Source organism: Nostoc sp., assembly GCF_036917675.1.
Classification (GTDB): domain Bacteria; phylum Cyanobacteriota; class Cyanobacteriia; order Cyanobacteriales; family Nostocaceae; genus Nostoc.
This window is the reverse complement of sequence record NZ_JBALCT010000027.1, coordinates 1-21803: the sequence shown is the minus strand read 5'-3', so window position 1 is coordinate 21803 and position 21803 is coordinate 1. Positions and strand designations below refer to the sequence as shown.

The window sequence follows — 21803 nt, the reverse complement described above, 5'->3', positions numbered from 1 at the left end:
CCATCCTGAAAGCCAAGGATTCGCACCAATGAGCTTAAATCCTTGCCAACTACCAAGGGCGATCGCTTACCCTAGCCCAAAAATTATTCAATTTAATTGGGGCGAGATCAGCTTGCCCATCCAGTCTCTAAAAATGATGTTGAAGATCGTTTAGGGCACGTTTAGTCGCGTTGAGTGCAGCATCGATATGCAAAAGAGAACGATGTTGCAAGCCCCGGGCTGTTGGATCGTCTTCCTCACGCCTGACATCGGAATGCACTTTCTTCAATATTTCTTCTGCCTTATGTAAGCGTCCAGGATGATTATTGGGAACATCGACATTTGGATGATCGTTGATGTCTTTGCCATCATCAATAGATGCCTTCTTAATGTCGGTAATAGTGTAATTTATCTGTTGAATAGCAACATCTTCTTGTCCACTAACGGCAGCATCGCCTGGGCGATGTTCTAGCAACCACCGTGCAGTGCGTAAATCAGTGAGTGCGTGCAGGTAATAAGGATGCTTCCCTGGCAAGTCGGCATACGCAGATCCCGATGTCATCAAGAGACTGTTACCTAGAACGACTGCTACTAGTCCTGTGAAGATACTAATCGAACGAACTTTATGCTGGTTCATAGTGAATGATGAATTCAAAGGTTGTTTACATTATTTAGACTTCCTGGTTACACAAAAGGTTTAATTAGATTTACGTCAATGTGATGTAGTTAATATGTCAATCTTGTGCCTCGTGCCCTCTGCCTGATTTAGAAGCAGTTATGTGATAAATTTTACTAGAATTAGGAGAAACTTTTATGCAGATGGCGTGAGACGTGGCTCAATCTCAAATCCGAAATCCCTCATTTTGTCACTCACATTCCCTTTATTCAAGCGAACGCTCATATCTTTGCTCAGTAGTGATCGCGTCAGATCGTTTTAACTCTGTATACCCCCTCATATTCATGAAAATGTCAATTTGACAGCATGATGACAATAATATGACAAAAATATGACGAAAGGATGGCTAAATTAGCATATTGAAAGTAGTGTTTATCTTCTTGATAGCAATAGCAATTAATATTATTAGCGAAAAAGCGGAACATGCGATAATATTTGCTTTGATATGCACTCTAATATCTGGCTCATTTTTGATAATTAAATAATTGTAACTATCAATCGACTTTCGTACTTGCACAACCAATAATCACCTTGAACTCTATGGGCGAGTAGCTGCGCTCGCAATACTGCTCGGAACTGGGTTCGGGTTTTGGGTAAAATTTTTTCCCTGTCCCCAAAACCCGACAGCTACTGGGGCATATTCTGACTTTCTTTTTAAATAAAGTATTCATATACTGCTAAACAAATTATCAGAGATGCTGAGATAATTCCCGACCATTTAGCAGAAATTCTAGAAGTGAACTTCTTACCCATAAAATATCCAAATTCAATTGCTAACAGACTAAATAAAAGTGTTAAAAAAGTGGTAACAGGAATATTTAAACCAGAAAGTCCGGCTCCAAAACCACCAGCTACATTGTTGATTGTTAAAGCCAACGCTAAAGTTAAAGATTCTCTAACGTCGATGGAATGAGAGTTATCTAAATCTGCTGTTTCGGGTTTTTCTATAAAGATAGTGTAATCCAGTTGATTTTCCGAAGGTTTTTTCTGATTTAGTATTTCTTTTTTGTGTAACCTAAATGTATCCCATAATCCCCATAATCCTACACTTAATAGAGCAATAAAACCTAGTAAATTAGCTATTTCACCAGATAAGAATCTCCCCAACTTTTCTCCTATTGACATAGAGAAAAATGCTCCAATAGCCGAAAATATCGCAATAGTTAAGTTGCTAAGTATACCGATTTTTATCTTTTTGGCTCCATAGGCAATTCCCACAGCAAAGTTATCAATATTAGATGAGAATGAGAGAAGAAAAGATGATACTAAATATCCCATAAAAATACATTGTTTTTTATTTTATAGAACTGTCATTACTATTCAACAATTCAAAATTAGCTATTTAGTGAAGAGGAAAGTAGGAGTATTGTTGAATTCAACTGTCCTGAAAGGTTACTAAAATTATTACTTGCTCCCCTGCTTTCAAGTTCAAGATGTATTTAACGGTTGCAACTGATGTTACTAATAATCAGGGAAACGTGGTAATTCCTGCTGGAAGTCAAATAGTTGGACAATTGCAGCCTGTAACAGGTGGCTCTCAATTTGTAGCTAGTCAGTTGATTATTAATGGTCAACAGCTTGGGATTAACGCCTCTTCCCATTCAATTACAACAACACAAGATGTGCGTAGTCCTAACTTCACAGCGATTCTTAAAGATGCGGCAGTCGGCTCGGCCGCAGCGGCTGGAATTTCTGGGCTAACGGGTAATAAACATATTACCCTTGGTAAAGTATTGACTGGTACAGCTGTTGGTACAGCTGTAGGAGCAAATCAGAATCGCAATGTTCTCTCAACTTTAAGAGATACAGCAATTGGGGCAGCGGCAGCGGCTGGAATTTCTGGGCTAACTGGGAATCGCTCTATTACTGCGGGAAAAGTTATCCCAGGTGCGGCGGCGGGTGCAATAATTGGGGGTATTGTTGATCAGAGTTCCACAAATCAAGTGGTGGTGATAAATCCTAATACCGACTTGACTTTAACGTTAAATAGCGACCTGAATCGAAATTTTTAGTTTCAAACAAGCTATTAGTTGGGCATTAATTAATTTGAGCAGATTTAAGTAAACAAAAAAGGAGAGTAGCAATACTCTCCTAATTTAATATGAGTCAAATTTATCGAAACAGAATTCCGGAGGTGTCCTGAAGGTATTTTGTTCTCTGAGCGATTGCTCAAAACATTTCTCTAGCTTATTCCAGATAGAGTGACTTTAGTCATGGTCAGATTCATGACTAAAGTCCGAGGTGATGAGAGCAAAGAGGTTAATATAATTAAGACATCTTGCACGAGTATTTAGAGATGTTGAAAAAATCTAGAATTCTCGCTTGGCTTGCTTGCTAAAATTATTTGAGGAAATTAGTATGAAACGTTTAGCATATGCTGCGATGTGCGCGGCGGCAATTTTTTTGCCGACAGTAGCTTCGGCTCAAGAAGTCTATCATCGGGAAGTTAATCAGCAACATCGGATTATTCAAGGTGTTGAAAATGGTAGTATTAACAAACGTGAATATCATTCATTGGAGCGCAGAGAGGCATCTTTAAATGCGGCTCGGAGGCGTGACTTGAGAGATGGACCTTTAAGTCGTCGGGAACGACAACAACTCAACCGCCGAGAAAACGCCATTTCCCGTTCGATTCGTCACGATGAGCATAACTAAGGATTTATTTCACAAAAAATAGTAAATAGTAGGCTCAATCTACTATTCTTCAGTCAATCATTTAAAAACAAGACATAAACATTGAACTAAGCAATTTGACGCTCTCTATTTGGGAGTTGATTTAGAATAAGACTCGTCCAAAATATAAACTGGGACGAGTTTTATTTTTTCTGGCTAAGGGGAATTTGCGAGTGGAAAATAGCAGCTATACTGCCAAGCTCACCCAAGATTAGCGCCGCCACCGACTTGAGTAGCGCCCTCAGATGCCGGTGGGTGATAAGTCATAGACTGTAATGTAACCCTAAACGACCAGGGCCAATAAAACGGTTGAGAGTGAATGAAATACCGCCAAGCATTACTCCAATTGCTCCGAAGATGCCGCCACTCGATTGCAGGACCGTCACCGTCTCCATCTTGACTGATGAATCTTTCCATAGCCATGCTCCTGGTTCTACATCAAGCACTTCTCCAGGAGCGAGGTATTTTTCAAAAACATTACCGTAACCGTGGATTAGAAGCAGCCCTCGAAGTTGCTGACCAATAAAGCGGTCAATAAAGAAACCACCACTGCGACTAAAAAAGAGGTTTGCCAGCCCTCGCTGGAAAAAGAAACTGTACTCAATATTACTGGTAGCGAGTAAAAACAAAAGCAAGGAAATGTCCTTAGCGAGCGCTAATCCGAATGGCACGCAAGATTTCGGCAAATCCATTCATTTATAAGGGTTTTGGGGTGGAGAGTGTGGGGAATATAGATTCTTTTTCCTTCCACCCCTCCTACACCCACAAAGTACAAAGGCTTCCCATGAGTCAAGCGTGCCATTCGGGCATGAGACTTTTCGACTCTGCTCCCTATCTCCTGTGCCTCTTATTTACCCTTCGCTTTTGAGTGAATAATGCCAAGAAAGTAAAAGTGATTGCTATCGGGAGCACTCGTCGAAGTATTTTTACTCAAAGCTTCTGTTTTTATCTTTGCATTCACTTTGGAATATTTGCTCCCAGGCAGGAGTGCTTAATCTATGTTTTCCGAAGAGGATGTTGAAATGGAGCCATTAGAGCTAATCTCTTGTGATTGTGAATTAAAGGGTGTTTTTCCATCCCAGGAGTAATTACATATTTTGGTATGAAGTAGTGTTCCAAATGTGATATTAATTACAAAGGCAAAAGAATCTATGAAGACGAAGTCTATAGCCCGATTAATCATGAGTCCCTCTTGAACTGATAAAAGCATCAAGTGATGTTTTCATTTGAATTTGACTACACAAGGCATAATGCTTATTCCAGAAATCTCCCAAAATACTTATATCTGGAGTTTAGACTAATTTTACCCATCAAACCGCTAAACCCTTATCCAGACAGGCTTTGATAATTTATAGGCTTGATAGGCATCACCGTGCCCGAAAAGGTTTTTTGTACATTCGATTATTTCAAGTGCCTGAAACGACGATTTTTCGTTCCAACTAGATCAAAACTAGCAGCAGAACCATAGTTTTCTCACCAATTTTATGGCAGAAAGCAGTTCTTGAAAAGCTTACCCCATATTAATTTCAGCCTTAGCGTACAATTTTTCTGGTTTGGCACAGTGATGCCAGATTGACATAAGGTAAAATCAGGTAAGCTGGGGTTATATTGTTGGTGCCATTAACGAATGAATTTGAGCATTTGCTAATTAGGATACTTTTTACAGACGTTAGTGTGAGAAACAAAATCCGCGACCTACGTAAAAGTTATTAGGGTACTGAATGCGCTCAATTGTTATATTACCTACACAAATCAAAAAACGATGGCAAAGAAACCTCCAGCTTTATTAGCAATTATCATTTATAAAGGATTTGAGGCATTACTTCTTACTGCTGCATCGATAATTTTACTACTAGCGCTAAAAAGACATGACGACCTCATAGTTTTTGCAGAGAATTATGAATTAGAAGGTAAACGTCAATTTATCGAATCATTGCTAGAAAAAGTTGTTAATGTCAAGACCTCAACATTAAAGTTTGCTGGGATAGCTGCTGGATTTTATGCGGCTGTAACAGTAGTTGAAACAATTGGTTTGTGGCATCAAAAAGCTTGGGCACATATTTTAGTTATTGTCTTAGTCGCAATTAGTATACCGCCGGAAATACTTGAATTAATTAAAGAATTTACGCTATTAAAATTAGCAATATTTATAATTAATCTAGCTGTATTAGGGTATTTATCCTATAACTTTTATAAAGACCATTTTCAACATTCTAAGTCTTAATTCTTATATGAAGGTAATTTGATTCGTTAGACTCACTTAACTTTGCCATTTCTCACGCTCAAATATAAGGAAGCAGCAATCAGAGGTATAGCGATTAATGTTATCCCTTTGGTCAAAATATTCTGCATATCAAAATTTAAATAAATCTCTACTAAATCCCAATAACCACCTATCCAGCCAATAAAGATTGCAGCACCAATAATCACTGCAATAGTTTTCTCATTCTCGGTTAGGGCAATAATGTAGAAGCAATATAGAAGTATTGACAATCTCAGCAGTAGAACGGGGTAGAAGAAGGCAGGATTAAGACGCACAAAGAAGGCAAATGCACAGCTAACTCCGGCGTATAATGCAAGATCATTAAAATTTTTAAAGTGGCGTATCATATAGTTACTTCTTTTTCTTCGATGCCCCAGTTTGTGAAGCCTGGGGCTTTTATTTAGTCGTTTTTTAGAAAGGCAGAATCTACAAATGCTTTTAGTTTCTGCTTCCGGTCATATACCATTTGTCAATAAGCAATCGTACTTAAAATATTGCCAAAATTAAAGTCGAAAACAGAATTTTTAGGCAGGCGATCGCATAATCTTGATCCGTATCATTCATTGTTGCGCTCAAAATTAAGTATAATAGTTAATTTAATACTTGCGTTTCTTCCAAATTTTCAGCATAATTTCTAATTGACAAAAGTAAGATTATCTTAAACTCTCACTGATGTGTACAGACTGGGCTATTTACGGACAAGTCTAATATTCTGTTAGCACACAAGTCAGCAGCACTTATCGGGTTGGGTGGTATCGGTAAAACCCAGACAGTGATCGAGTATCCCTATCGCTATCGCCATGAGTACCAGCCCATACTATGGGTGAGGGCAGCTTGCCAGCCAGAATTGGTATCGGGTTTTGTGAAACTTGCAGAGTTACTCAATTTACCAGTTAATCAGGAAAAAGATAAAAGCTTAGTAATTGCCGCAGTTAAGCAATGGTTAGCAACACATAACGGTTGGCTGTTGATTTTGGATAATGCGGACGAAATAGCTATGGTGCCGGAGTTTTTGCCATTAACGCCAGTCTAGTTAAAAATTATAAATAAGCTAGTTATAGCAGCAATTCCACTTTGGAGCCATTACGTGTAATTGGTGGCGAAAAGTTCTTAAAAACTGCGGCCGCGCAACAGCGATGCGACTCATTGGCTCTTACTCATGCTTTGAGAATCCAGTTTTTATATCTCAAGTAAGAAATGGCAACATCAGTGTTGCTTAAAAAGCATGGTCAGAGAAACGTTACTCTGACCATGCTTTTTAATCCCAGTCAATTTGTGTTGACTGCGATCGCACCATGTTCTTAAATTTTGTTAAGTGTGCATCAAACAGTAGTTGAATTGTGCCTGTAGCCCCATCGCGGTTTTTAGCAAGGATAATCTCTGCAATTCCTTTCTCTTGCGTATTGGGGTCGTAATATTCATCACGATACAACATGATTACTTTGTCCGCATCCTGCTCAATCCCGCCGCTGTCACGTAAATCTGAGAGCATGGGGCGTTTGTTATTACGGTTTTCTACTGCTCTTGATAGTTGCGATAGACACAGTACAGGAGTTTGTAACTTCATCGCTAAACGCTTAAGGGAGCGTGTGAGCTTTTCTATCTCATTGTTTCTGTTGCCCCCGCCGTTACCATCCATCAGTTGCAGATAATCGACGACAATCAAACCTAAGTCACGGCGCTCTTTTGCCATCACTTTACGGCACTCAGATTCTATATAGCTCAGTGATGAGTCTGGACGGTCATCTAAATAAACAGATAGCTCTGATAATGCACTAATGCCCTGTGATAGTGGCTCCCATTGTTTGTTAGAGATGCGCCCTGTTTTCAAATAGCCGCTTTCTATGCCCGCTTCACCTGAAAGCGCTCGCATGGCAATCTGTAGCTTTGACATTTCCAAGCTGAATACAACAACTGGAAACTGATAAGCTTGGGCGAGATAAAAAGCTATCTGAGCCGCAAACGCTGATTTCCCCATCGCCGGACGACCCGCAACGATGACTAAATCATTACGATTAAATCCAGCTATTATTGCATCAAGATCGTAAAAGCCCGTGGGAATGCCAGGTAAAACCTTACCCTGGCTGCGGTCTTCAATATCCTGAAATAGATTAATAACTACATCTGAAATATGGCTAGCCCCGGCAGTGTCAGAAGAACGCTGCAACTCATAGATCAAGTCCTGTAATTGTTCAAAGGCTTTCTCTAAGGGTGTTTCTTCATTGGACTTGTGCTGCAACTCAATGGCAATGCTTCCCAGTCTACCCAGTTCCCGGCGCTTCCATTTTTCCACAACCAGACCTGCTAGCGCATCAATGTTAACTGCTGATACAGTCCTGTCAACCAAGGATGCTAACTTGTTTCGTCCGCCGATAATTTCTAATAAGCCATTATCAGCTAGATAGTTCGTGACCATCAGCAAATCTGTGGGCAATTCAAGTGCATTCAGTCTTTGGGCTGCGTTGTAGATTCTACCATGAGCGCTGATATAGAAGTGATGGGGCTTCAAAATGTCGCGGACACGTTCTATGGCTCCTGGGTCAAGCAAGATGCCCCCAAGTATCGCTTCTTCAGATTCAATGCTTTGTGGTGGAAGCTCCGAAGCTGTGGTGGCAAAAGGAATTACGTTGTCGTCACTGGTGTACATATTAATCTTTGATGACCATTAAGTCAAAATTTTTACAGGCATACGCTAGGCAAATACGAGCCGTGGTGTGATTGTCGTTCCATCCACAATCCGTGTGTAGGGGGTGGCTGAGTGGGTGTAGAAAACGCCATCAAAAATTGAAGGGCTTGTATCGTTTTCTGTGGTCGCTGCGATCATTACGGGGCTAAATTCTGACCCTACACGGCACACCCTTCTTTGAAGGGGCTTGGTCAATCGGGAATATCTACAAATCTTTCAGGAAACTTGGCAGAAGCCCATTCGTACCATTTGGCAGATACTTTATGCTCACAAAACTTAGATAGTCCCTCAGAGAAGAGCCTATTGTAGTAGTGATCGTGCATCCGCGCCTCCCAGCTAGGAAAATCGTAGCGCTTACGCTGTTTCTCTACTTCTGCGGGGTCATCAGCGAAGTTGTTAATTTTGCGCTCTAATGTCCTGCAACCCGCTTTCCATTGCTTAAATAAGCAAAATATCTCTGCACTACCTTCATCTTTCTTAGAAAGCACTGTGGCTACGTATGGGGCAACGTTGTTAATGTCTTTGCCCTGCGATCGTTGATAGGTCTGATAGTAAAGCAGGAAATCCACTTCCTTAACTGGTTCATCGCTGAAAACTAATATTTGAGAATGGTTCTCACGCGCCCCGCCGGGAGAATGATCCTCATGAGTGGATTGCGAGTTTGTTGCAGAGATTTTCTCAAAGTTAACAGCGTAGTGATTATCTGGAAGTGCTTTGTCCTGGTCAGTTTCTTTCCTTTCTTCTTCCTCTTTTTCCTCAGTCTCTCCAGTGATCGATTGAGGTAATATTATTTTCTTAATCTTATTAAGAGCCTGGAAGGTATGCTGAGAGCCTATTCCAGACTGTGAGCCATCCATTTTTGGCACTATGCCATCCATTTTTGGCACTATGCCATCCATTTTTGGCACTATCGGTCTTTGTGTATCATTTGCATCATCCATTTTTGGCATCATGGATACTGAAGCAGCATTTGTATCGTTAATTTTTTGTACTACAGATAGGTCTTTCAGCAGTAATGCGCCAACTTTTACGGGGTCAACGCGATAAAACTTAGCTGCATTGCCTTTGTTCTTTTTTAGTTGACAAGAAATTACGTAGCCTGATTCCTCTAGTCCCAGCAACAAACGTTGAATACTACGTTGTGACCCTAGCGCCGGATATGCGTTTTCCCACTCTTTGTAAGTAGCGCTAGTCCACCATTCCCCATCATGAAAGTAGCCATGCTTGTTGAGTCTGGCATTGCTCAAACACCAGCTTTCAATGATTTGAATCAATAAAGCTTGGTTAACACCTACTACATTTGCTACGCTCCAATAGAGCTTAGTATATGCAGGTTCATAGCCGTGAGTAAGTCGATAAGCTGTAATCGGGCCTGCTGCGGTCAGTGTTGTAGTTCCCTGTGTAGCATTCATTTGTATTACCTTGAAATCTTCTAGATTTCGGGTAACTCCTCATCTTGCAAACTCGCGCCGCTAAGTTATTTAAGTTATTATGGTTATAGCGAGCGCGGTGTACCCAGTACCAAGAAGTGTCCAGCCTCTTATTGCACTAGGAGTTACCCGGCGTGTTTAAATCAATAAAAATCCAGCCTCCGCTGGTACGCATCCCCTCTAGTTTCTGCTAGTGGGGATATCCGTTTTGAGGAGAGGTGCTAAATTGTCTGCGCCCTCTCGTTTCCCATTTGCCCTCTCCAGGGCTGCCGATTCTATATCGCCGCTTCCCTCTGGAATTGGGGCTAGGATTTGTTTTGAAAGACTTTTGCATTGCAGTTTTCCTAAATACAAAATTTTTTTTACGCGATCGCTTAATCTTCCCTCCATTCCAACAACTCACAGGGCTGGATTTTATAGCAGTCACAGATTTTGTTAAGCGCTAATCCATTAGGTATTTGCTCAGGATTGTCATATAAGTTGTAAACAGTCGTTTTGCTTAACCCTGTGCGCTCACTGAACTCATAGCGCGTAATTTTGAGCTTTTCGTCAATAAACCTCCTTATCGTGTTGCGAACTGGCATAGAAACTCGTCTGGTAATAACAGACTCCTATTAAAGCATCTTATAAGGAATGTTGTTATACACAGCTTTATTTAATTAAAATTAGCTTGCTATTAATAGCTATCTTGTATTAGTATAGCCATTGTAAGGCTTAAAAGACAAGGGCAGTCAAAACAGTCAAGGGCTGACAAAGGTTTCACCCACAACGGCTTAATGACCGCAAGTATCCAAAAGTCTTGCACGGCAAATATTTTCAAAACTTTAATAACTACATAAAGCGGTAGTCATTCCGCTCACTAAACTTGATGCCTGCATTCATCAGGAGTTATTTATCAATGCGAGTCAGTATTAGACAGCCATTGCAGCCATTTATTAATGCAAAGGCTAAAGAATTGGGTGTTGATGATGCTGGTGAAGTGGTTAACTATTTGCTCTTGCAAATTATGTCAAACAACGCCACGAGCGAACCCGTACAGACACAGACTAAAAAGGCTTAAACGATGTATATCAATTTACGCAATTTATAAGCAATCAACGAACTACCTCTTGAGAGAACAATGCTTAATCAAAATCAATTACGAAGGTTAGAAGCAATAGATCGCTGGCTCAGAGAAATTCGAGATTCCTCGGAATTCAAACAACTAGAATACTCTCCAGATGTGATGCTAGGGGACGCAATACAAGCAGTGGGCGAACTACTTGACGAACACGAACCCTATGATTACAAGCCCACAAATTTTACTAATTCAGAGTGGCATTCATATCTAGAACAAAAGCCAGTAATGCACATTCGTCGTGTGAAGACTTGGCGTGAAAAGATTAACTCATTCATACTTAATGCAGCCTCAGAAGTAGCAATTGTGAGCTTGGTAACTACTAGTTTTATGGTAGTTGGTTCTATCTTTTGTCACGGCTTTGACCGGATTGAAGAAAGCAGAGGTGAGAAATATCAACCCACATGGATTTACAACGCCAAAATTTTTGAAGGAAGCGCGCTCGCATCAATTGCGGTCTTCCTGGGTGCAAGCTTGACGGGCGCGTGTGTTGCTCTCGACAAGAAAGATGATTGATAAAGAGCTTGTAGGATGTGTAACCCTCCTAAGCAAGTCCAAAACCTACAGTATCGATGGCGCTCTCTATCGCTATCTCTATAGCAATGACAGTATCAGACACACACAGTATTATTTCCGCCCTTTACCGCGTCAGTCTAAGACTGCTGACTTAAAGCTGAATCGGGATAAGGTGCTAAGACGCTGCTACGAAGTGCCGGGCTTATATAAACAGCACACAGCAGAGATAGCTAAGAACTCAATACAGTTGAGTTTGTTCTAAGTCCGAGCGAGAAATCTTGACCAGAAAGCAAAGCGCCATGACTGATCTAACTAGGCCCTATGAGGCGTATTCGTGGGGGTAAACGAGAAAGTGTCAGTATGTCTTAAAAGCTGAGAAACCTTGTTATTACGTGGTTATAGCCGACAAATATTAGCTTGGAAAGCCCGTCCAAAGTCCAAGATCCAAGGTTATTGATAGTCGTCAGACTCAGGACTATATCAAATACCTCGAATCAGACTCAGGGCTATATCAAATACCTTGGCATACCCGGATATCTAGTTAATTTTTGACAAACTTAAGTAATAATACGGAGGTAATGTGACAATAAAAGTGTATTCAGCTAAGTATCGCCACCTGAAACAGATTTATCAGCGCGAGATGGGTAAAGAAATTTCAGATATCACTTGGTATCGAGTAGTAGCTTTTCTCAAACAGCGTTTTAGCTTAGATGTGGAGTCAGCGAACGCCCAAAAAATAGTTGAGACATTTGCAGGAATTAGGCGGCGTTACGGTGCGCTAACCCCTGCAAGCAAGGGATTTAATGAGCGCTGGCAAGTTTTCAAGCACTTCTATGAGTTAGACGCTAGTTACAACGGCAAGAGCTTTTTAGTTGCGCTGGCAGACTATTTAAAAATCAACCTTGACGATGTACCACGCAGCACTCGTTACTACTGGTTTGAGAAAGCCGGACTATCTTTCAGCGCTGAAAATACTTACCACAGCAAAGATTTAGCCCTTGTTGCGTTTGTTGCTGCTAAATGGGCAATCAACAGACGATCTGCCGTAGGCGGCAGCGCTTCGCTATCGCAACCGATGAAATCCGCAACCATCGAAGTTTTAACACTAGCCCTCTAAGGAGTAAGCATCATGTCTGACAAGTTTACTAACAATGTCCGCGCTCGTTTGTACAAACAGGGTTATCAAGGATTTACCAAGGACGATTACACAACAGCGGCGATCGCTGTTGAGTGCGATGACCTTGACAATCCCACCAAAGACCAATTGAGTCAAGCCGTTGACTATCTCAAAGGAAAAACGACTTGCCAATTATCTGTAATTGATGAACCCGTTGAAGAAAAATTTCTCTCACAAGTAGAATCCGAACAGCCTGACCCTGAACTTTCTCAAGAGTTGCTATTAGTTTGTGTGCGCTCATTGCTGTGATTTTACCCCTGCACAATTGGGTATATCTGCCAATGCTAGAGCAATCAAACTATCAGCAATATCTCAAACGAAAGTCAACTATTGAGCAGTATGTCAGGCGAATGGAGTATCACTGCAACAAAATATTTACCCCATCAAAGGAGTATCGCTGTGAAAAGTTCAATCAAGCTAAAGAATCTGGTAACTTCCAAATCACGCCACCTAGAGCGCCAATTAAAAACTAAGTTCAATGCATCTAGCAACTTAGTAGTCAGAGCGCTAACAGGTGATAAATCAGCCCTGAAGCTGATAGGGCAAATGGGTAATGACGGGGCAAAGATTAGCGAATTCGCCCCACAGGTTAGAGAGCAAATGCTAGCTGCTATCAAAGGGACTGAGGACTTAAATGTAGTCCTTAGCGACATCTACAAACAAGCTGGTGTTAGCGGCGAAAAAATTGAAAGAGCAGTACAGTCAGCGATTTTAGCTGATACTCATCTAGCTAACATCCTAGAAGAGATGAAGCTTGATTTCGCTTCATCCAAAGAGAAAGAAGCGCTACGCCATCAACAAGCAACAGACCATCTATTGCTGAAAGCATGGGTGGATAAACACATGATGCAAGTTGATGGCGAATACAAGATGTTGCAGACAGAATTGCAGACAGACATTAGACAACAAACAATTGACCTACAACATGATAGAGAACTGGGCAAGTATTACTTAGAAATGGGTGATAACGCTCGTGATGATTTCAAGCCGAAAAAACAATATGCTCTTAGCTCAATTGTACAAAAAATCAAGGATGCCCTACTAGGTTTCTAATAACTAAACCCGTCAGTAACTTAAGCCGTTCGCTCACGGGTTCGAGAAGTCCTCTGATACAGATATGACATACGACATTGAAGAGTCACAAGAAGTAGTAGTAAGCGAAATCGCCCCAGATACGCCGTTACCAAAAGACTTAATAGAACACCTGGAGTCCCGCAAGCAGCACCGCAAAGATGTTATCCATACAACTGAAAAATTGACGCTTTTCTTTGTCGGCTGGTCGCTAAATTCTACAGGATTCTTGATAGCTAAATATCTATTAATAACTGGCGGTAGCGTTAATCTCTGGCTGGCAATTTCGCTCTCATTTTCTATATGCAGCGTTGGTTCTCTCGCTGGGCTAACGGGCTTGAGAGTTAATTACAACAGTGATGGATTAGAGGTAGATAATATGCAAAATGTTTTAAAAACTGCTGGGGGCTTGGTATTTGCAGGTGTCACAACTTGGTTAGCAGTCAAAGACCATCAATATTTTGAGAATTTGACTAAATATTCAGTCACGCAGATTAGCCAAGACATCCAAACCATTGAAAAACAGAATCCACAATCAGACCCTTGGGTAAGTATTGCAGTCGCGTTGGCTTTATTCATTGGCTCTATTGCAATTATTTTTAAGGGGCGGGAATGAAACAAGGTGTTTTCGAGTTAGCACTGGCTGGTGTGTGTGGTGTAGCCGCAGTCATCGGGCTTGCAACATCGCAAACACGTCAGCCTTATGATTTGACACAGATTCAATTTTGCCCAAGGTCAATAAATGGTGTACAAAGTCAAGTAGCACTAGATAAGCGTTTTTGTAACCAGCCGCGTTTTGTCCTTACTGAAGAATGGCAGCGCTACGGATTGTATGGCAGCATCATTCCCTACAAGGGCGATGCCATTCAATGGGTGCGTGATTTGCCCACAGATAACCCTAATCAGTTGCGAGGATACGGGATTGCAGTTATTGGGCTATGGGGTGTCGTGGGTTGTTTGCTCGTGCGTTCGCAACGCCTCAAGCGCACAGATTATGAATTGGGGGAACTGGAAAAGACTGGCGACTATGCAATTTGGCAGCATAATAAGTACAGACGTGAGATTAAGCAGCATTCAACCCAGCTTTATACTGAACGCTTAAAAGATGGGCTGTCAGGACTGGACACAGAAGAACGCAAAGCATTAGGACTGACAGATGAGGAAAACGAACGTGCTAAGGCTCGAATTCAGCTAGAGGACTTTATGAAAGCCCGTGCCGTTAATCATTCTGTGATGGATAAAACCATCTCTGAGAATCTTCGAGACAGGGCGAAAGCGGATCAGGAACGCGGCAAGATTGAGGGTAAAACCAAGAGCGCTCAAGCAGAAAATGACAATCAGCAATCAATTGACCAGCAACGAGCAACTGAGCTTATAGAAGCGCTCAAAACTCATGAGTCTGGCTGGTTGTGGAAGATTATCGACAACCTAACCCCACTGTGGTTAATCGGTCGCCAGGGGTCAGGTAAAACTTACACGAGCGCGGCTATAGCGCTTGTTAGGAAGCATTGCTTAGGAATTCCCATCTACTACTTGATTGACCGTCACGCGACAGGGGACAACTCCAAAGCATGGCGATATCTTAATACTCAAAATATTGCCGAGTCAGAGTTAGATATAGGTACTGCGCTTGATAGTCTCTGTGAGCATTGGCTATTAAGAATTAAAGGTAAAAATGACTTAGAGCAACCCGCGACTATAACGCCCGAACAAGTGCTTATTGATGAGTACACCAACCTGAAATCATTAATTTCTGAACCCGCAGAAAAGTTTTACAAACTGCATCTGACAGATACTAGAAAAGCAAAAGTTCATGTTACTGGTATCACCCACAATGACACGAATTCGAGCTATCCAGAAGGTACGCAAGCCATGAGGGAGGCGGGTACAATCCTTATTCAAAAATTCTCAGCTAACGGTAAAACACCCCTTTCTAGGGTCAAAATCGTTCGCGGATTGCTTGATGACAACGGCGAGGAATTAAAAGAGGCAGAGCGCACACTGCCAAGCTGGTTTAACCCAGAGTCCATTTACAACCATTTCAACGGTAAGCCGATTGATTTTGATGCGTAAATTTATGCGCTTACTGAAGAGCATACCTGCAAACATAAGGGCGTTCTGCAACCAAAAACAGACTGTATCCCCAGAAGTGCAGTATAGCAAGTAATAAAATTTACATATTTTTGCGCCGGCTTTTGCATAATTTTACGATCGATATTTCACGCTCTTGAGTTTCAAGAATTGCTAGATGCACAAATTATTAGATGGAGCCAAGACAACGATAAATTGCTTAAACCAATCTCAGAAATTAAAGGGGCGCTCAGTCAGATGTCAGAAATACCGTTCCACGGTGGCTATCTTCCAGGTTTTGAGGTTACGAGGCAGTTTACACTAATCTACAATGCTGGTACTACACAGTTAAGCCAGTCAGATGAGGAAACATTGGAGGCTCAATCTTCATTGCATAGGCCAGGCGAACGCACTCCCATAAGCGGACAGTACGAACTAATAAATTCTGATGGAGAAGGTACAGGGTTAGAGGTAACATCAATTAGTGGGCATCCGTTTCCTCCAACGAGTGAACCTGACCAATCATATAGGCTAGTTGACCCTACTCTTCACAAAAAGTCTAATAGGTAGCAGAGTGAAGCTTTGGCAATCGCATGATGGCACTGTGCAAAGTACAATCGTATTAACTATAGTTATGGTGTCTAATTCCATATTGATATCGGCAGATAATGGCAGCGAAAGCCAAATGGTCATCTTTTGTGCAGGCTTTGAGATTCGCCCTCTACTGAATCCTGTTAAAGAGCAACTTGAGATCAGCCAATATTCTGATGAAAAATGTTTATTTCGGGCGAAGAAAGTACTTTCGCTAACATTGCGCTCTAACTCATGCAGCGCAATGTTAGCATCCGAGGCATTAAATTTTGAAGTATTTAGTTAAACTGCCAATGCGATAATTGAAATCATGGTAGCCGTGTTTGAAATATAGTTCAACATTACCCAGGTGTGGATTACCCCGGTGTGGGCAAGTTTCAAGTATTTGAAGGCGGTTTTTGTTTTAGCCATCATTCCAGTCTGATAATGGGGTAAGAGTTCTCAGCGTAGGGGAGGATTGAGAAACTTGTCAGTGTTTACTAATAATATATTATTTGCCGGATCAGTGGCTATTCATCAAATAAATAATGTAATTGCGATCGCCATACAGCCAATGTTCATACTAGCTAAAATAAATCTCAGAGTGGGCAATAAAAATTAATAAACATCAAAAATGCTTGAGAAAGAAGTTAATATCAAAGATAGTTTTCACTCAAAACAGCCTGGAGGCGGCAGCGATCCGAATAGTTTTGATTGTAAAGAGACATGGTATCCCATCCATTACCTAGAAGACTTAGACAAATCAAAACCAACCCCTTTTACAGTGTTGGGAAGAGATATTGTAATTTGGTGGGATAAACTTGCCCAATCTTGGAGAAGCTTTGAAGACCAGTGTCCTCATCGTTTAGCACCGTTGTCTGAAGGCAGGATTAGTGATGAAGGGCTGTTGGAATGTCCCTATCACGGTTGGGCTTTTTCTGGAGATGGAAATTGTCAAAAGATTCCTCAGCAAGTTAAAGGTGGAACAGCAGAGACGTCTTTACGAGCTTGTGTGGCATCATTAGCAACTATTGAAAAACAAGGGCTGTTGTTTGTATACGTTGGTGAATATGAAAATGCTGCCAAAACCGAAGTGCCAATCATTGAACCATTAGAAGAATCTCCCGAAGGATGGGTTGTAATTAATACATTTAGGGATGTGCCTTATGATGCATTAACACTGTTAGAAAATATACTTGATCCTAGCCACATATCCTTTACACACCATAAAACGGTAGGAAATAGGGCAAATGCAGCACCTTTGGAACTTGAAGTCATTGAATCTGGGAAACATGGATTCAAAGGGATTTGGAAACAAGGTTTGAAACCAGGGCAATCAGGAGAGTTATCTACAACCTTCGTTGCTCCAAGTTTAATGTGGCATGACATCAACTCCCAGCGCGGCAGAATTCTAACCGTTGTTTATGCTACACCCATACGTAAAGGAGAATGTCGTGTATTTGCACGTTTTCCTTTTAAGTTTCCTGATAAACTTCCAGGTTGGTTTATTAAGCTCAGACCGCGTTGGTATTACCACATTGGACAAAATGGTGTTTTAGAAGACGATCAAACTTTTCTCCACTATCAGGAAAGGTATCTTGAAGCTAAAGGAGGTAGCCCTAACTTTACTAAAGCCTTTTACCTTCCAACCAAAGCAGATAGTTTTGTATTTGAGTTGCGTCAGTGGGTAAACCAATATAACGCTGAACCGTTTGGCAAAGAGACTTTTTCTCCCCCGTTGGCGAAATCCGTGCTGCTGGAGAGGTATCATTCTCATACAGAAAAATGTGCCAGTTGTAGCTCGGCGCTTTCTATTATTGAGCGATTGAGATTTGGGAGTGGAGTTGCAACAGTACTTACTTTGGCTTGGACTCCAATGCAAATTTTATTTTTTCAGACAACATCAGTTGTAGTAGTTGTGATTGAAACAGTAGTTCCCTTAATATTTGCACTAGCATGGATGGGACTAAGTAAGTTAGTTATTCAGTTTTATGATGGACGAACCGTACCCCCACGAAACCAACCGGAAAAAAACTGAAGTCTAATAATAGTAAAAAAATATGACTAAGCTGATCTTAATTACAGGCATAAGTAAAGGTCTAGGTTATGCGATGGCAGAGGGTTTTATTCAAGAGGGACATACTGTTATTGGTTGCGCTCGTTCATCAGATGCTATCGATAAAATACGGCATAAATATGGTGCGCCCAACGATTTCATATCTGTAGACGTGGCAAATGAAAAGCTTGTAGAAAAATGGGCAGAACATGTACTGAACAAGTATGAACCACCAGATATAGTGATTAATAATGCGGCAATTACTAATTATCCAGCACCTTTGTGGGAAATACCATCTGAAGAATTTTCTGAGCTAATAGATATCAATATCAAAGGAGTCGTGAATATAATTCGCCATTTCGTACCAGCAATGGTGAAAAAGAAACGGGGTATTATTGTTAACTTTAGTTCTGGCTGGGGACGTTCTACTTCAGCCCAAGTTGCACCATACTGTGCTTCTAAGTGGGCAATAGAAGGATTAACTCGTTCTTTGGCACAAGAATTGCCGAGTGGGATGGCAGCTATACCCCTCAATCCGGGGATTATTCATACTGATATGCTCTCTATTAGTTTTGGAGAAGAAGCTGCTAATCATACACCAGTGTCCGATTGGGTATTGAAAGCTGTTCCATTTATTCTCAAGTTACAACCCAAAGATAACGGGATTCCCTTGACCATTTCATGAAATTGATCATGCGTGAATTGTTTTGACTGTATATTAACCAATGCAACAGCGATCACAATTGGCTCAATGTGGTTCAGTTAAGAAAATTCCTCTGTGGAAGTAAGGGAACGGGGAGAGAAAAAGTAGTGCTAGTGTACTATAAAACTGGTAATATAGTATTTTAACTAAGCACCAGTTAGCCTAACTTTCTAATGCTTCACTCTGCTTCCAAGTGAGAAAGATTATTCACGTAGACATGGATGCCTTCTACGCATCAGTAGAGCAGCGAGATAATCCTGGCTACCGAGGCAAACCGTTAGTAGTCGGTGGCAGTCCCAATCAGCGCGGTGTAGTTGCAGCAGCCAGCTATGAAGCGAGAAAGTTTGGTATTCACTCCGCGATGCCATCCGTAACTGCTTTTGCCAAATGCCCCGGACTAATCTTTGTCAGGCCGAGATTCGATGTTTATCGAGACATTTCCACTTCAATCCACGCTATCTTTAAACGCTATACTGATTTAGTCGAAGGGGTCGCTTTGGATGAAGCATACCTGGATGTCACTGAGAATAAACAAAACATCAACTATGCCTCTACGATCGCAAGACATATCAAAACTGCAATTGTCCAGGAAACTCAGTTGACGGCAACAGCGGGGGTGTCAATTAACAAGTTTCTTGCAAAAATGGCATCAGGCCAAAATAAGCCGAATGGACTAACGGTGATTTTGCCAGAGCAAGCGATCGCCTTTGTAGAGCAGCTAGCGATTGAGAAGTTCCACGGGATTGGAGAAGTGACGGCGGCGAAGATGCATTCACTCGGTATTCATACTGGGGCAGATTTGAAGCAGCGATCTCTTTTGGAGCTAACACACCAGTTTGGGAAAGCAGGTAATTATTACTACAAAATTGCCAGGGCAGAAGATGACCGTCCAGTTGAGGCGAATCGGGTTCGTAAGTCCATCGGTGCAGAAACTTCTTTTGCTCTCGATTTAAGCGATCGTAGCGAGATGTTGCAGGAAATTGAACAAATTGCCCTTTCTTGTGGGCAACGGTTAGAGCAGCATGAAACACGGGGGCGCACATTAACCCTGAAAGTCAAGTTTTCTGACTATCATCAGATAACCCGCAGTAAGACAACGTTGCTTCCAATCAGTGAACTCGATACGATTTTTGAATTAGCCAAAGCACTGTTTGAGTCGATTGACTTGGAGAATCGCAGTATTAGATTGCTGGGGATTTCGTTGTCTAATCTGGATAATGCCAAACAGACTCAAGTGGTTCAATTGCCACTATTCCAAAATGCAGATATTATTTGGAAGTGATTGACTTAATGCACTGTTCCTCCAAGCGATAGTGTTCAGGAAATAATGGACTATTGTTAGTACAATTCTACCAACCACTAATTGTATTCAAAAAAATCTGTCAATAGTGTATGGTAAACGAATCCTTAATGCTCAGTTGGGTTTAGCCAGTGGGTAAGATATCTGATAACTATTAAGTGATCGCAGCTTCTTCAGACGTAATTCCGCACCTCTTGGTTATAAAGTGCCAAACTTTCGAGTTTTTTTTGCAGGTCTAATGAGCAGGGATTGAGTGCGAGAGTGCCTAAATTCAGTTCATCTTGAAATCGTTTGATTTTGTCACGACAGGTAGTTACATCACCAATAATTGAGTTTTCCAGTAAATCATCTTCATTAAAAGACGCTTTTTGCCCACTAATTGGCATCAGATGTTGGCTGTGATTATCGTCACTTTGAACTTTGTTTTTAACAGCTTTCATTCTCTGGCTAAAAATGCGAAGAAAAGGCAACGCTTCACTCACTGCTTCTTCATTTGTACGAGCAACAAAAAAGAACCGTGCTAGCATCAATCGATCGGAACCACTGGAATTAATAGCACGATATTTCGTAACATTGCTTTTGAGAGTATTTAAAGAAAACTGTGTTCCTCCCATTAAGCCAAGAGATTTGACAGCACTAAACTTAAGCGTGTCATCATCGCTAGTTGCTACATATACTGAAATCGATTTCTGCAAAGGTTTTGGATAAATAGTCATACCCGTTAACAATTCTGACATCTCCCACAGGTCTTTATTCCGGTTATCGTCATAAATCATCAGCGTTCGCGGGTCAGCATGACGGCTCAATTTCTGCACCTTTCTGATATTCCCATCAGTGGCATCAAGCGCTGCTGTAATTGCCGAATGCCTGACCCTGTGCGGTGACATTGGTTTCTTGACTCCCACTGCCTTAAAACTAGCAGATACAATTTTATAGATGGCATCCGTAGTCAATCTATGCCCTTCATTGTGGAAATCTAACGCCGTAAAAATCGGTAAATTGCCATTCAAATCCCCCCTAGCAATTAACCAATCAGCAAGAGCAGCCGCCACATCCTTGGACATATCCAAATATTCTTCATTCGTTCCCTTACCCTTACCCAAAACCCTCAACTTGCGTCCATAAAAATCAAAATCCCCCACATCTAACTGACATATCTCCTGGCGACGCAACGCTAAACCCCACAGCACAAAAAAAATTGCATAGTTCCGCTTGCCAATTAACGTTTCTCTATCAAACTGCTGAATCACAACAGCGATCGCTTTGCTATCAACACCCCGCGTATCCCGATAAGCCTTAACCTTCTCCCCCGACACATCCTCCAAGGAATAGTTGCACACCCCCAACTTCCGCCCCATCTTGGCCAACGACTTAATTGCCGCCAACCGCCGATTGATTGTCGCCTCCCGCAATCCAGATGCAATCAGTTTCGCCTTGTACTTCAACACCACCATCACCGCTTGAGAGGGCTGCAAATGCAAAAACTCCAGCACGCTATCACCAGTCGGCGGCAATA

Annotated in this window: 26 protein-coding genes and 2 pseudogenes; 17 read left to right on the top strand and 11 right to left on the bottom strand. The window is 41.5% G+C overall.

Translation table 11 applies throughout. From position 1 onward, the window contains the following. Positions 1-127: 127 nt before the first annotated feature. Entirely contained in the window at positions 128-616 is a 489-nt protein-coding gene (locus V7K31_RS09835; RefSeq protein WP_335094060.1) for a hypothetical protein, read from the bottom strand. Between the two features lie 693 nt (positions 617-1309). Beyond that, positions 1310-1933 carry a sporulation membrane protein YtaF gene (ytaF, locus tag V7K31_RS09830; RefSeq protein WP_335094059.1) on the bottom strand — a complete coding sequence of 208 codons (624 nt, stop codon included), beginning with the start codon at positions 1931-1933 and terminating at the stop codon, positions 1310-1312. A 155-nt stretch (positions 1934-2088) separates the two neighbouring features. Between ytaF and V7K31_RS09825 the strand changes: the two genes are divergently transcribed. Together V7K31_RS09825 and V7K31_RS09820 are read left to right on the top strand one after the other, a co-directional pair. After that, the gene (locus V7K31_RS09825; RefSeq protein WP_335094058.1) at positions 2089-2667 is read left to right on the top strand and encodes a hypothetical protein; all 579 of its coding nucleotides are present in this window, start codon (positions 2089-2091) and stop codon (positions 2665-2667) included. Between the two features lie 346 nt (positions 2668-3013). Further along, positions 3014-3310 carry a hypothetical protein gene (locus tag V7K31_RS09820; protein ID WP_335094057.1) on the top strand — a complete coding sequence of 99 codons (297 nt, stop codon included), beginning with the start codon at positions 3014-3016 and terminating at the stop codon, positions 3308-3310. A 281-nt stretch (positions 3311-3591) separates the two neighbouring features. On the opposite strand, the gene V7K31_RS09815 is transcribed toward V7K31_RS09820, so the two are convergent. Then, positions 3592-3999, bottom strand: coding sequence for an AIM24 family protein (locus V7K31_RS09815; RefSeq protein ID WP_335094055.1), 408 nt, complete (start codon positions 3997-3999; stop codon positions 3592-3594). Between the two features lie 1091 nt (positions 4000-5090). Here V7K31_RS09815 and V7K31_RS09810 point away from each other — a divergent pair. Further along, entirely contained in the window at positions 5091-5552 is a 462-nt protein-coding gene (locus tag V7K31_RS09810; RefSeq protein WP_335094054.1) for a DUF2127 domain-containing protein, read from the top strand. Between the two features lie 32 nt (positions 5553-5584). On the opposite strand, the gene V7K31_RS09805 is transcribed toward V7K31_RS09810, so the two are convergent. After that, positions 5585-5938: a hypothetical protein gene (locus V7K31_RS09805; protein WP_335094053.1), complete on the bottom strand. Its 354-nt coding sequence runs from the start codon at positions 5936-5938 to the stop codon at positions 5585-5587. A 425-nt stretch (positions 5939-6363) separates the two neighbouring features. Here V7K31_RS09805 and V7K31_RS09800 point away from each other — a divergent pair, with 425 nt between their 5' ends. Then, positions 6364-6624 (top strand): hypothetical protein, encoded by a 261-nt coding sequence (locus V7K31_RS09800; RefSeq protein WP_335094052.1) that lies wholly within the window; start codon positions 6364-6366, stop codon positions 6622-6624. A gap of 225 nt (positions 6625-6849) precedes the next feature. Here V7K31_RS09800 and dnaB read toward each other — a convergent pair whose 3' ends face one another. The 5 genes from dnaB to V7K31_RS09775 all read right to left on the bottom strand — a co-directional run bounded on the left by dnaB (position 6850) and on the right by V7K31_RS09775 (position 10291). Beyond that, positions 6850-8238 carry a replicative DNA helicase gene (gene dnaB / locus V7K31_RS09795; protein ID WP_335094051.1) on the bottom strand — a complete coding sequence of 463 codons (1389 nt, stop codon included), beginning with the start codon at positions 8236-8238 and terminating at the stop codon, positions 6850-6852. Positions 8239-8283: 45 nt separating this feature from the next. Further along, entirely contained in the window at positions 8284-8472 is a 189-nt protein-coding gene (locus tag V7K31_RS09790) for a hypothetical protein (protein ID WP_335094050.1), read from the bottom strand. Beyond that, entirely contained in the window at positions 8469-9689 is a 1221-nt protein-coding gene (locus V7K31_RS09785; RefSeq protein ID WP_335094049.1) for a hypothetical protein, read from the bottom strand. The genes V7K31_RS09790 and V7K31_RS09785 overlap by 4 nt, the downstream gene beginning before the upstream one ends. Before the next feature lie 198 nt (positions 9690-9887). Further along, positions 9888-10097 (bottom strand): hypothetical protein, encoded by a 210-nt coding sequence (locus tag V7K31_RS09780; protein ID WP_335094096.1) that lies wholly within the window; start codon positions 10095-10097, stop codon positions 9888-9890. After that, positions 10082-10291 carry a helix-turn-helix domain-containing protein gene (locus V7K31_RS09775; RefSeq protein ID WP_118171711.1) on the bottom strand — a complete coding sequence of 70 codons (210 nt, stop codon included), beginning with the start codon at positions 10289-10291 and terminating at the stop codon, positions 10082-10084. Before V7K31_RS09775 ends, V7K31_RS09780 begins: the two co-directional genes overlap by 16 nt. 314 nt (positions 10292-10605) lie before the next feature. Here V7K31_RS09775 and V7K31_RS09770 point away from each other — a divergent pair, with 314 nt between their 5' ends. From V7K31_RS09770 to dinB, 13 genes are all read left to right on the top strand, one after another. Further along, positions 10606-10767, top strand: a complete 162-nt coding sequence (locus V7K31_RS09770) for a hypothetical protein (RefSeq protein ID WP_193898938.1) — start codon at positions 10606-10608, stop codon at positions 10765-10767. A 60-nt stretch (positions 10768-10827) separates the two neighbouring features. Continuing rightward, positions 10828-11340: a hypothetical protein gene (locus V7K31_RS09765; RefSeq protein ID WP_335094048.1), complete on the top strand. Its 513-nt coding sequence runs from the start codon at positions 10828-10830 to the stop codon at positions 11338-11340. Further along, positions 11333-11602, top strand: a complete 270-nt coding sequence (locus tag V7K31_RS09760; RefSeq protein WP_335094047.1) for a hypothetical protein — start codon at positions 11333-11335, stop codon at positions 11600-11602. Before V7K31_RS09765 ends, V7K31_RS09760 begins: the two co-directional genes overlap by 8 nt. 318 nt (positions 11603-11920) lie before the next feature. Beyond that, entirely contained in the window at positions 11921-12457 is a 537-nt protein-coding gene (locus V7K31_RS09755; RefSeq protein ID WP_335094046.1) for a hypothetical protein, read from the top strand. A gap of 12 nt (positions 12458-12469) precedes the next feature. After that, a complete protein-coding gene (locus V7K31_RS09750; RefSeq protein WP_335094045.1) occupies positions 12470-12766 on the top strand; it encodes a hypothetical protein in 297 nt (98 codons plus the stop codon). 150 nt (positions 12767-12916) lie between these two features. Then, positions 12917-13570: a hypothetical protein gene (locus tag V7K31_RS09745; protein WP_335094044.1), complete on the top strand. Its 654-nt coding sequence runs from the start codon at positions 12917-12919 to the stop codon at positions 13568-13570. A 64-nt stretch (positions 13571-13634) separates the two neighbouring features. Then, complete coding sequence (locus V7K31_RS09740) at positions 13635-14204, top strand: hypothetical protein (protein ID WP_335094043.1); 570 nt, start codon at positions 13635-13637, stop codon at positions 14202-14204. Continuing rightward, positions 14201-15661, top strand: a complete 1461-nt coding sequence (locus tag V7K31_RS09735) for a hypothetical protein (protein ID WP_335094042.1) — start codon at positions 14201-14203, stop codon at positions 15659-15661. Before V7K31_RS09740 ends, V7K31_RS09735 begins: the two co-directional genes overlap by 4 nt. Before the next feature lie 168 nt (positions 15662-15829). Further along, entirely contained in the window at positions 15830-16228 is a 399-nt protein-coding gene (locus V7K31_RS09730; protein WP_335094041.1) for a hypothetical protein, read from the top strand. A gap of 4 nt (positions 16229-16232) precedes the next feature. Further along, positions 16233-16535, top strand: a complete 303-nt coding sequence (locus V7K31_RS09725) for a hypothetical protein (protein WP_335094040.1) — start codon at positions 16233-16235, stop codon at positions 16533-16535. A 327-nt stretch (positions 16536-16862) separates the two neighbouring features. Continuing rightward, the gene (locus V7K31_RS09720) at positions 16863-18266 is read left to right on the top strand and encodes an aromatic ring-hydroxylating dioxygenase subunit alpha (RefSeq protein WP_335094039.1); all 1404 of its coding nucleotides are present in this window, start codon (positions 16863-16865) and stop codon (positions 18264-18266) included. A 22-nt stretch (positions 18267-18288) separates the two neighbouring features. Further along, positions 18289-18969: an SDR family oxidoreductase gene (locus V7K31_RS09715; protein ID WP_335094038.1), complete on the top strand. Its 681-nt coding sequence runs from the start codon at positions 18289-18291 to the stop codon at positions 18967-18969. A 211-nt stretch (positions 18970-19180) separates the two neighbouring features. Beyond that, entirely contained in the window at positions 19181-20269 is a 1089-nt protein-coding gene (gene dinB, locus V7K31_RS09710) for a DNA polymerase IV (protein ID WP_335094037.1), read from the top strand. 191 nt (positions 20270-20460) lie between these two features. On the opposite strand, the pseudogene V7K31_RS09705 reads toward dinB, so the two are convergent. Next, a pseudogene (locus V7K31_RS09705) lies at positions 20461-21003 on the bottom strand (LLM class flavin-dependent oxidoreductase); the annotation flags it as partial. Positions 21004-21102: 99 nt separating this feature from the next. Continuing rightward, positions 21103-21645: pseudogene (locus tag V7K31_RS09700) on the bottom strand (tyrosine-type recombinase/integrase); the annotation flags it as partial. Positions 21646-21803: the final 158 nt, after the last annotated feature.

Excerpts from the sequence above, each read along its gene's own strand:
- V7K31_RS09835 (WP_335094060.1), bottom strand. The coding sequence starts at position 616 with ATGAACCAGCATAAAGTTCGTTCGATTAGTATCTTCACAGGACTAGTA.
- ytaF (WP_335094059.1), bottom strand. The coding sequence starts at position 1,933 with ATGGGATATTTAGTATCATCTTTTCTTCTCTCATTCTCATCTAATATT.
- V7K31_RS09825 (WP_335094058.1), top strand. The coding sequence starts at position 2,089 with ATGTATTTAACGGTTGCAACTGATGTTACTAATAATCAGGGAAACGTG.
- V7K31_RS09820 (WP_335094057.1), top strand. The coding sequence starts at position 3,014 with ATGAAACGTTTAGCATATGCTGCGATGTGCGCGGCGGCAATTTTTTTG.
- V7K31_RS09810 (WP_335094054.1), top strand. The coding sequence starts at position 5,091 with ATGGCAAAGAAACCTCCAGCTTTATTAGCAATTATCATTTATAAAGGA.
- V7K31_RS09805 (WP_335094053.1), bottom strand. The coding sequence starts at position 5,938 with ATGATACGCCACTTTAAAAATTTTAATGATCTTGCATTATACGCCGGA.
- dnaB (WP_335094051.1), bottom strand. The coding sequence starts at position 8,238 with ATGTACACCAGTGACGACAACGTAATTCCTTTTGCCACCACAGCTTCG.
- V7K31_RS09785 (WP_335094049.1), bottom strand. The coding sequence starts at position 9,689 with ATGAATGCTACACAGGGAACTACAACACTGACCGCAGCAGGCCCGATT.
- V7K31_RS09780 (WP_335094096.1), bottom strand. The coding sequence starts at position 10,097 with ATGGAGGGAAGATTAAGCGATCGCGTAAAAAAAATTTTGTATTTAGGA.
- V7K31_RS09775 (WP_118171711.1), bottom strand. The coding sequence starts at position 10,291 with ATGCCAGTTCGCAACACGATAAGGAGGTTTATTGACGAAAAGCTCAAA.
- V7K31_RS09770 (WP_193898938.1), top strand. The coding sequence starts at position 10,606 with ATGCGAGTCAGTATTAGACAGCCATTGCAGCCATTTATTAATGCAAAG.
- V7K31_RS09765 (WP_335094048.1), top strand. The coding sequence starts at position 10,828 with ATGCTTAATCAAAATCAATTACGAAGGTTAGAAGCAATAGATCGCTGG.
- V7K31_RS09760 (WP_335094047.1), top strand. The coding sequence starts at position 11,333 with ATGATTGATAAAGAGCTTGTAGGATGTGTAACCCTCCTAAGCAAGTCC.
- V7K31_RS09750 (WP_335094045.1), top strand. The coding sequence starts at position 12,470 with ATGTCTGACAAGTTTACTAACAATGTCCGCGCTCGTTTGTACAAACAG.
- V7K31_RS09740 (WP_335094043.1), top strand. The coding sequence starts at position 13,635 with ATGACATACGACATTGAAGAGTCACAAGAAGTAGTAGTAAGCGAAATC.
- V7K31_RS09735 (WP_335094042.1), top strand. The coding sequence starts at position 14,201 with ATGAAACAAGGTGTTTTCGAGTTAGCACTGGCTGGTGTGTGTGGTGTA.
- V7K31_RS09720 (WP_335094039.1), top strand. The coding sequence starts at position 16,863 with ATGCTTGAGAAAGAAGTTAATATCAAAGATAGTTTTCACTCAAAACAG.
- V7K31_RS09715 (WP_335094038.1), top strand. The coding sequence starts at position 18,289 with ATGACTAAGCTGATCTTAATTACAGGCATAAGTAAAGGTCTAGGTTAT.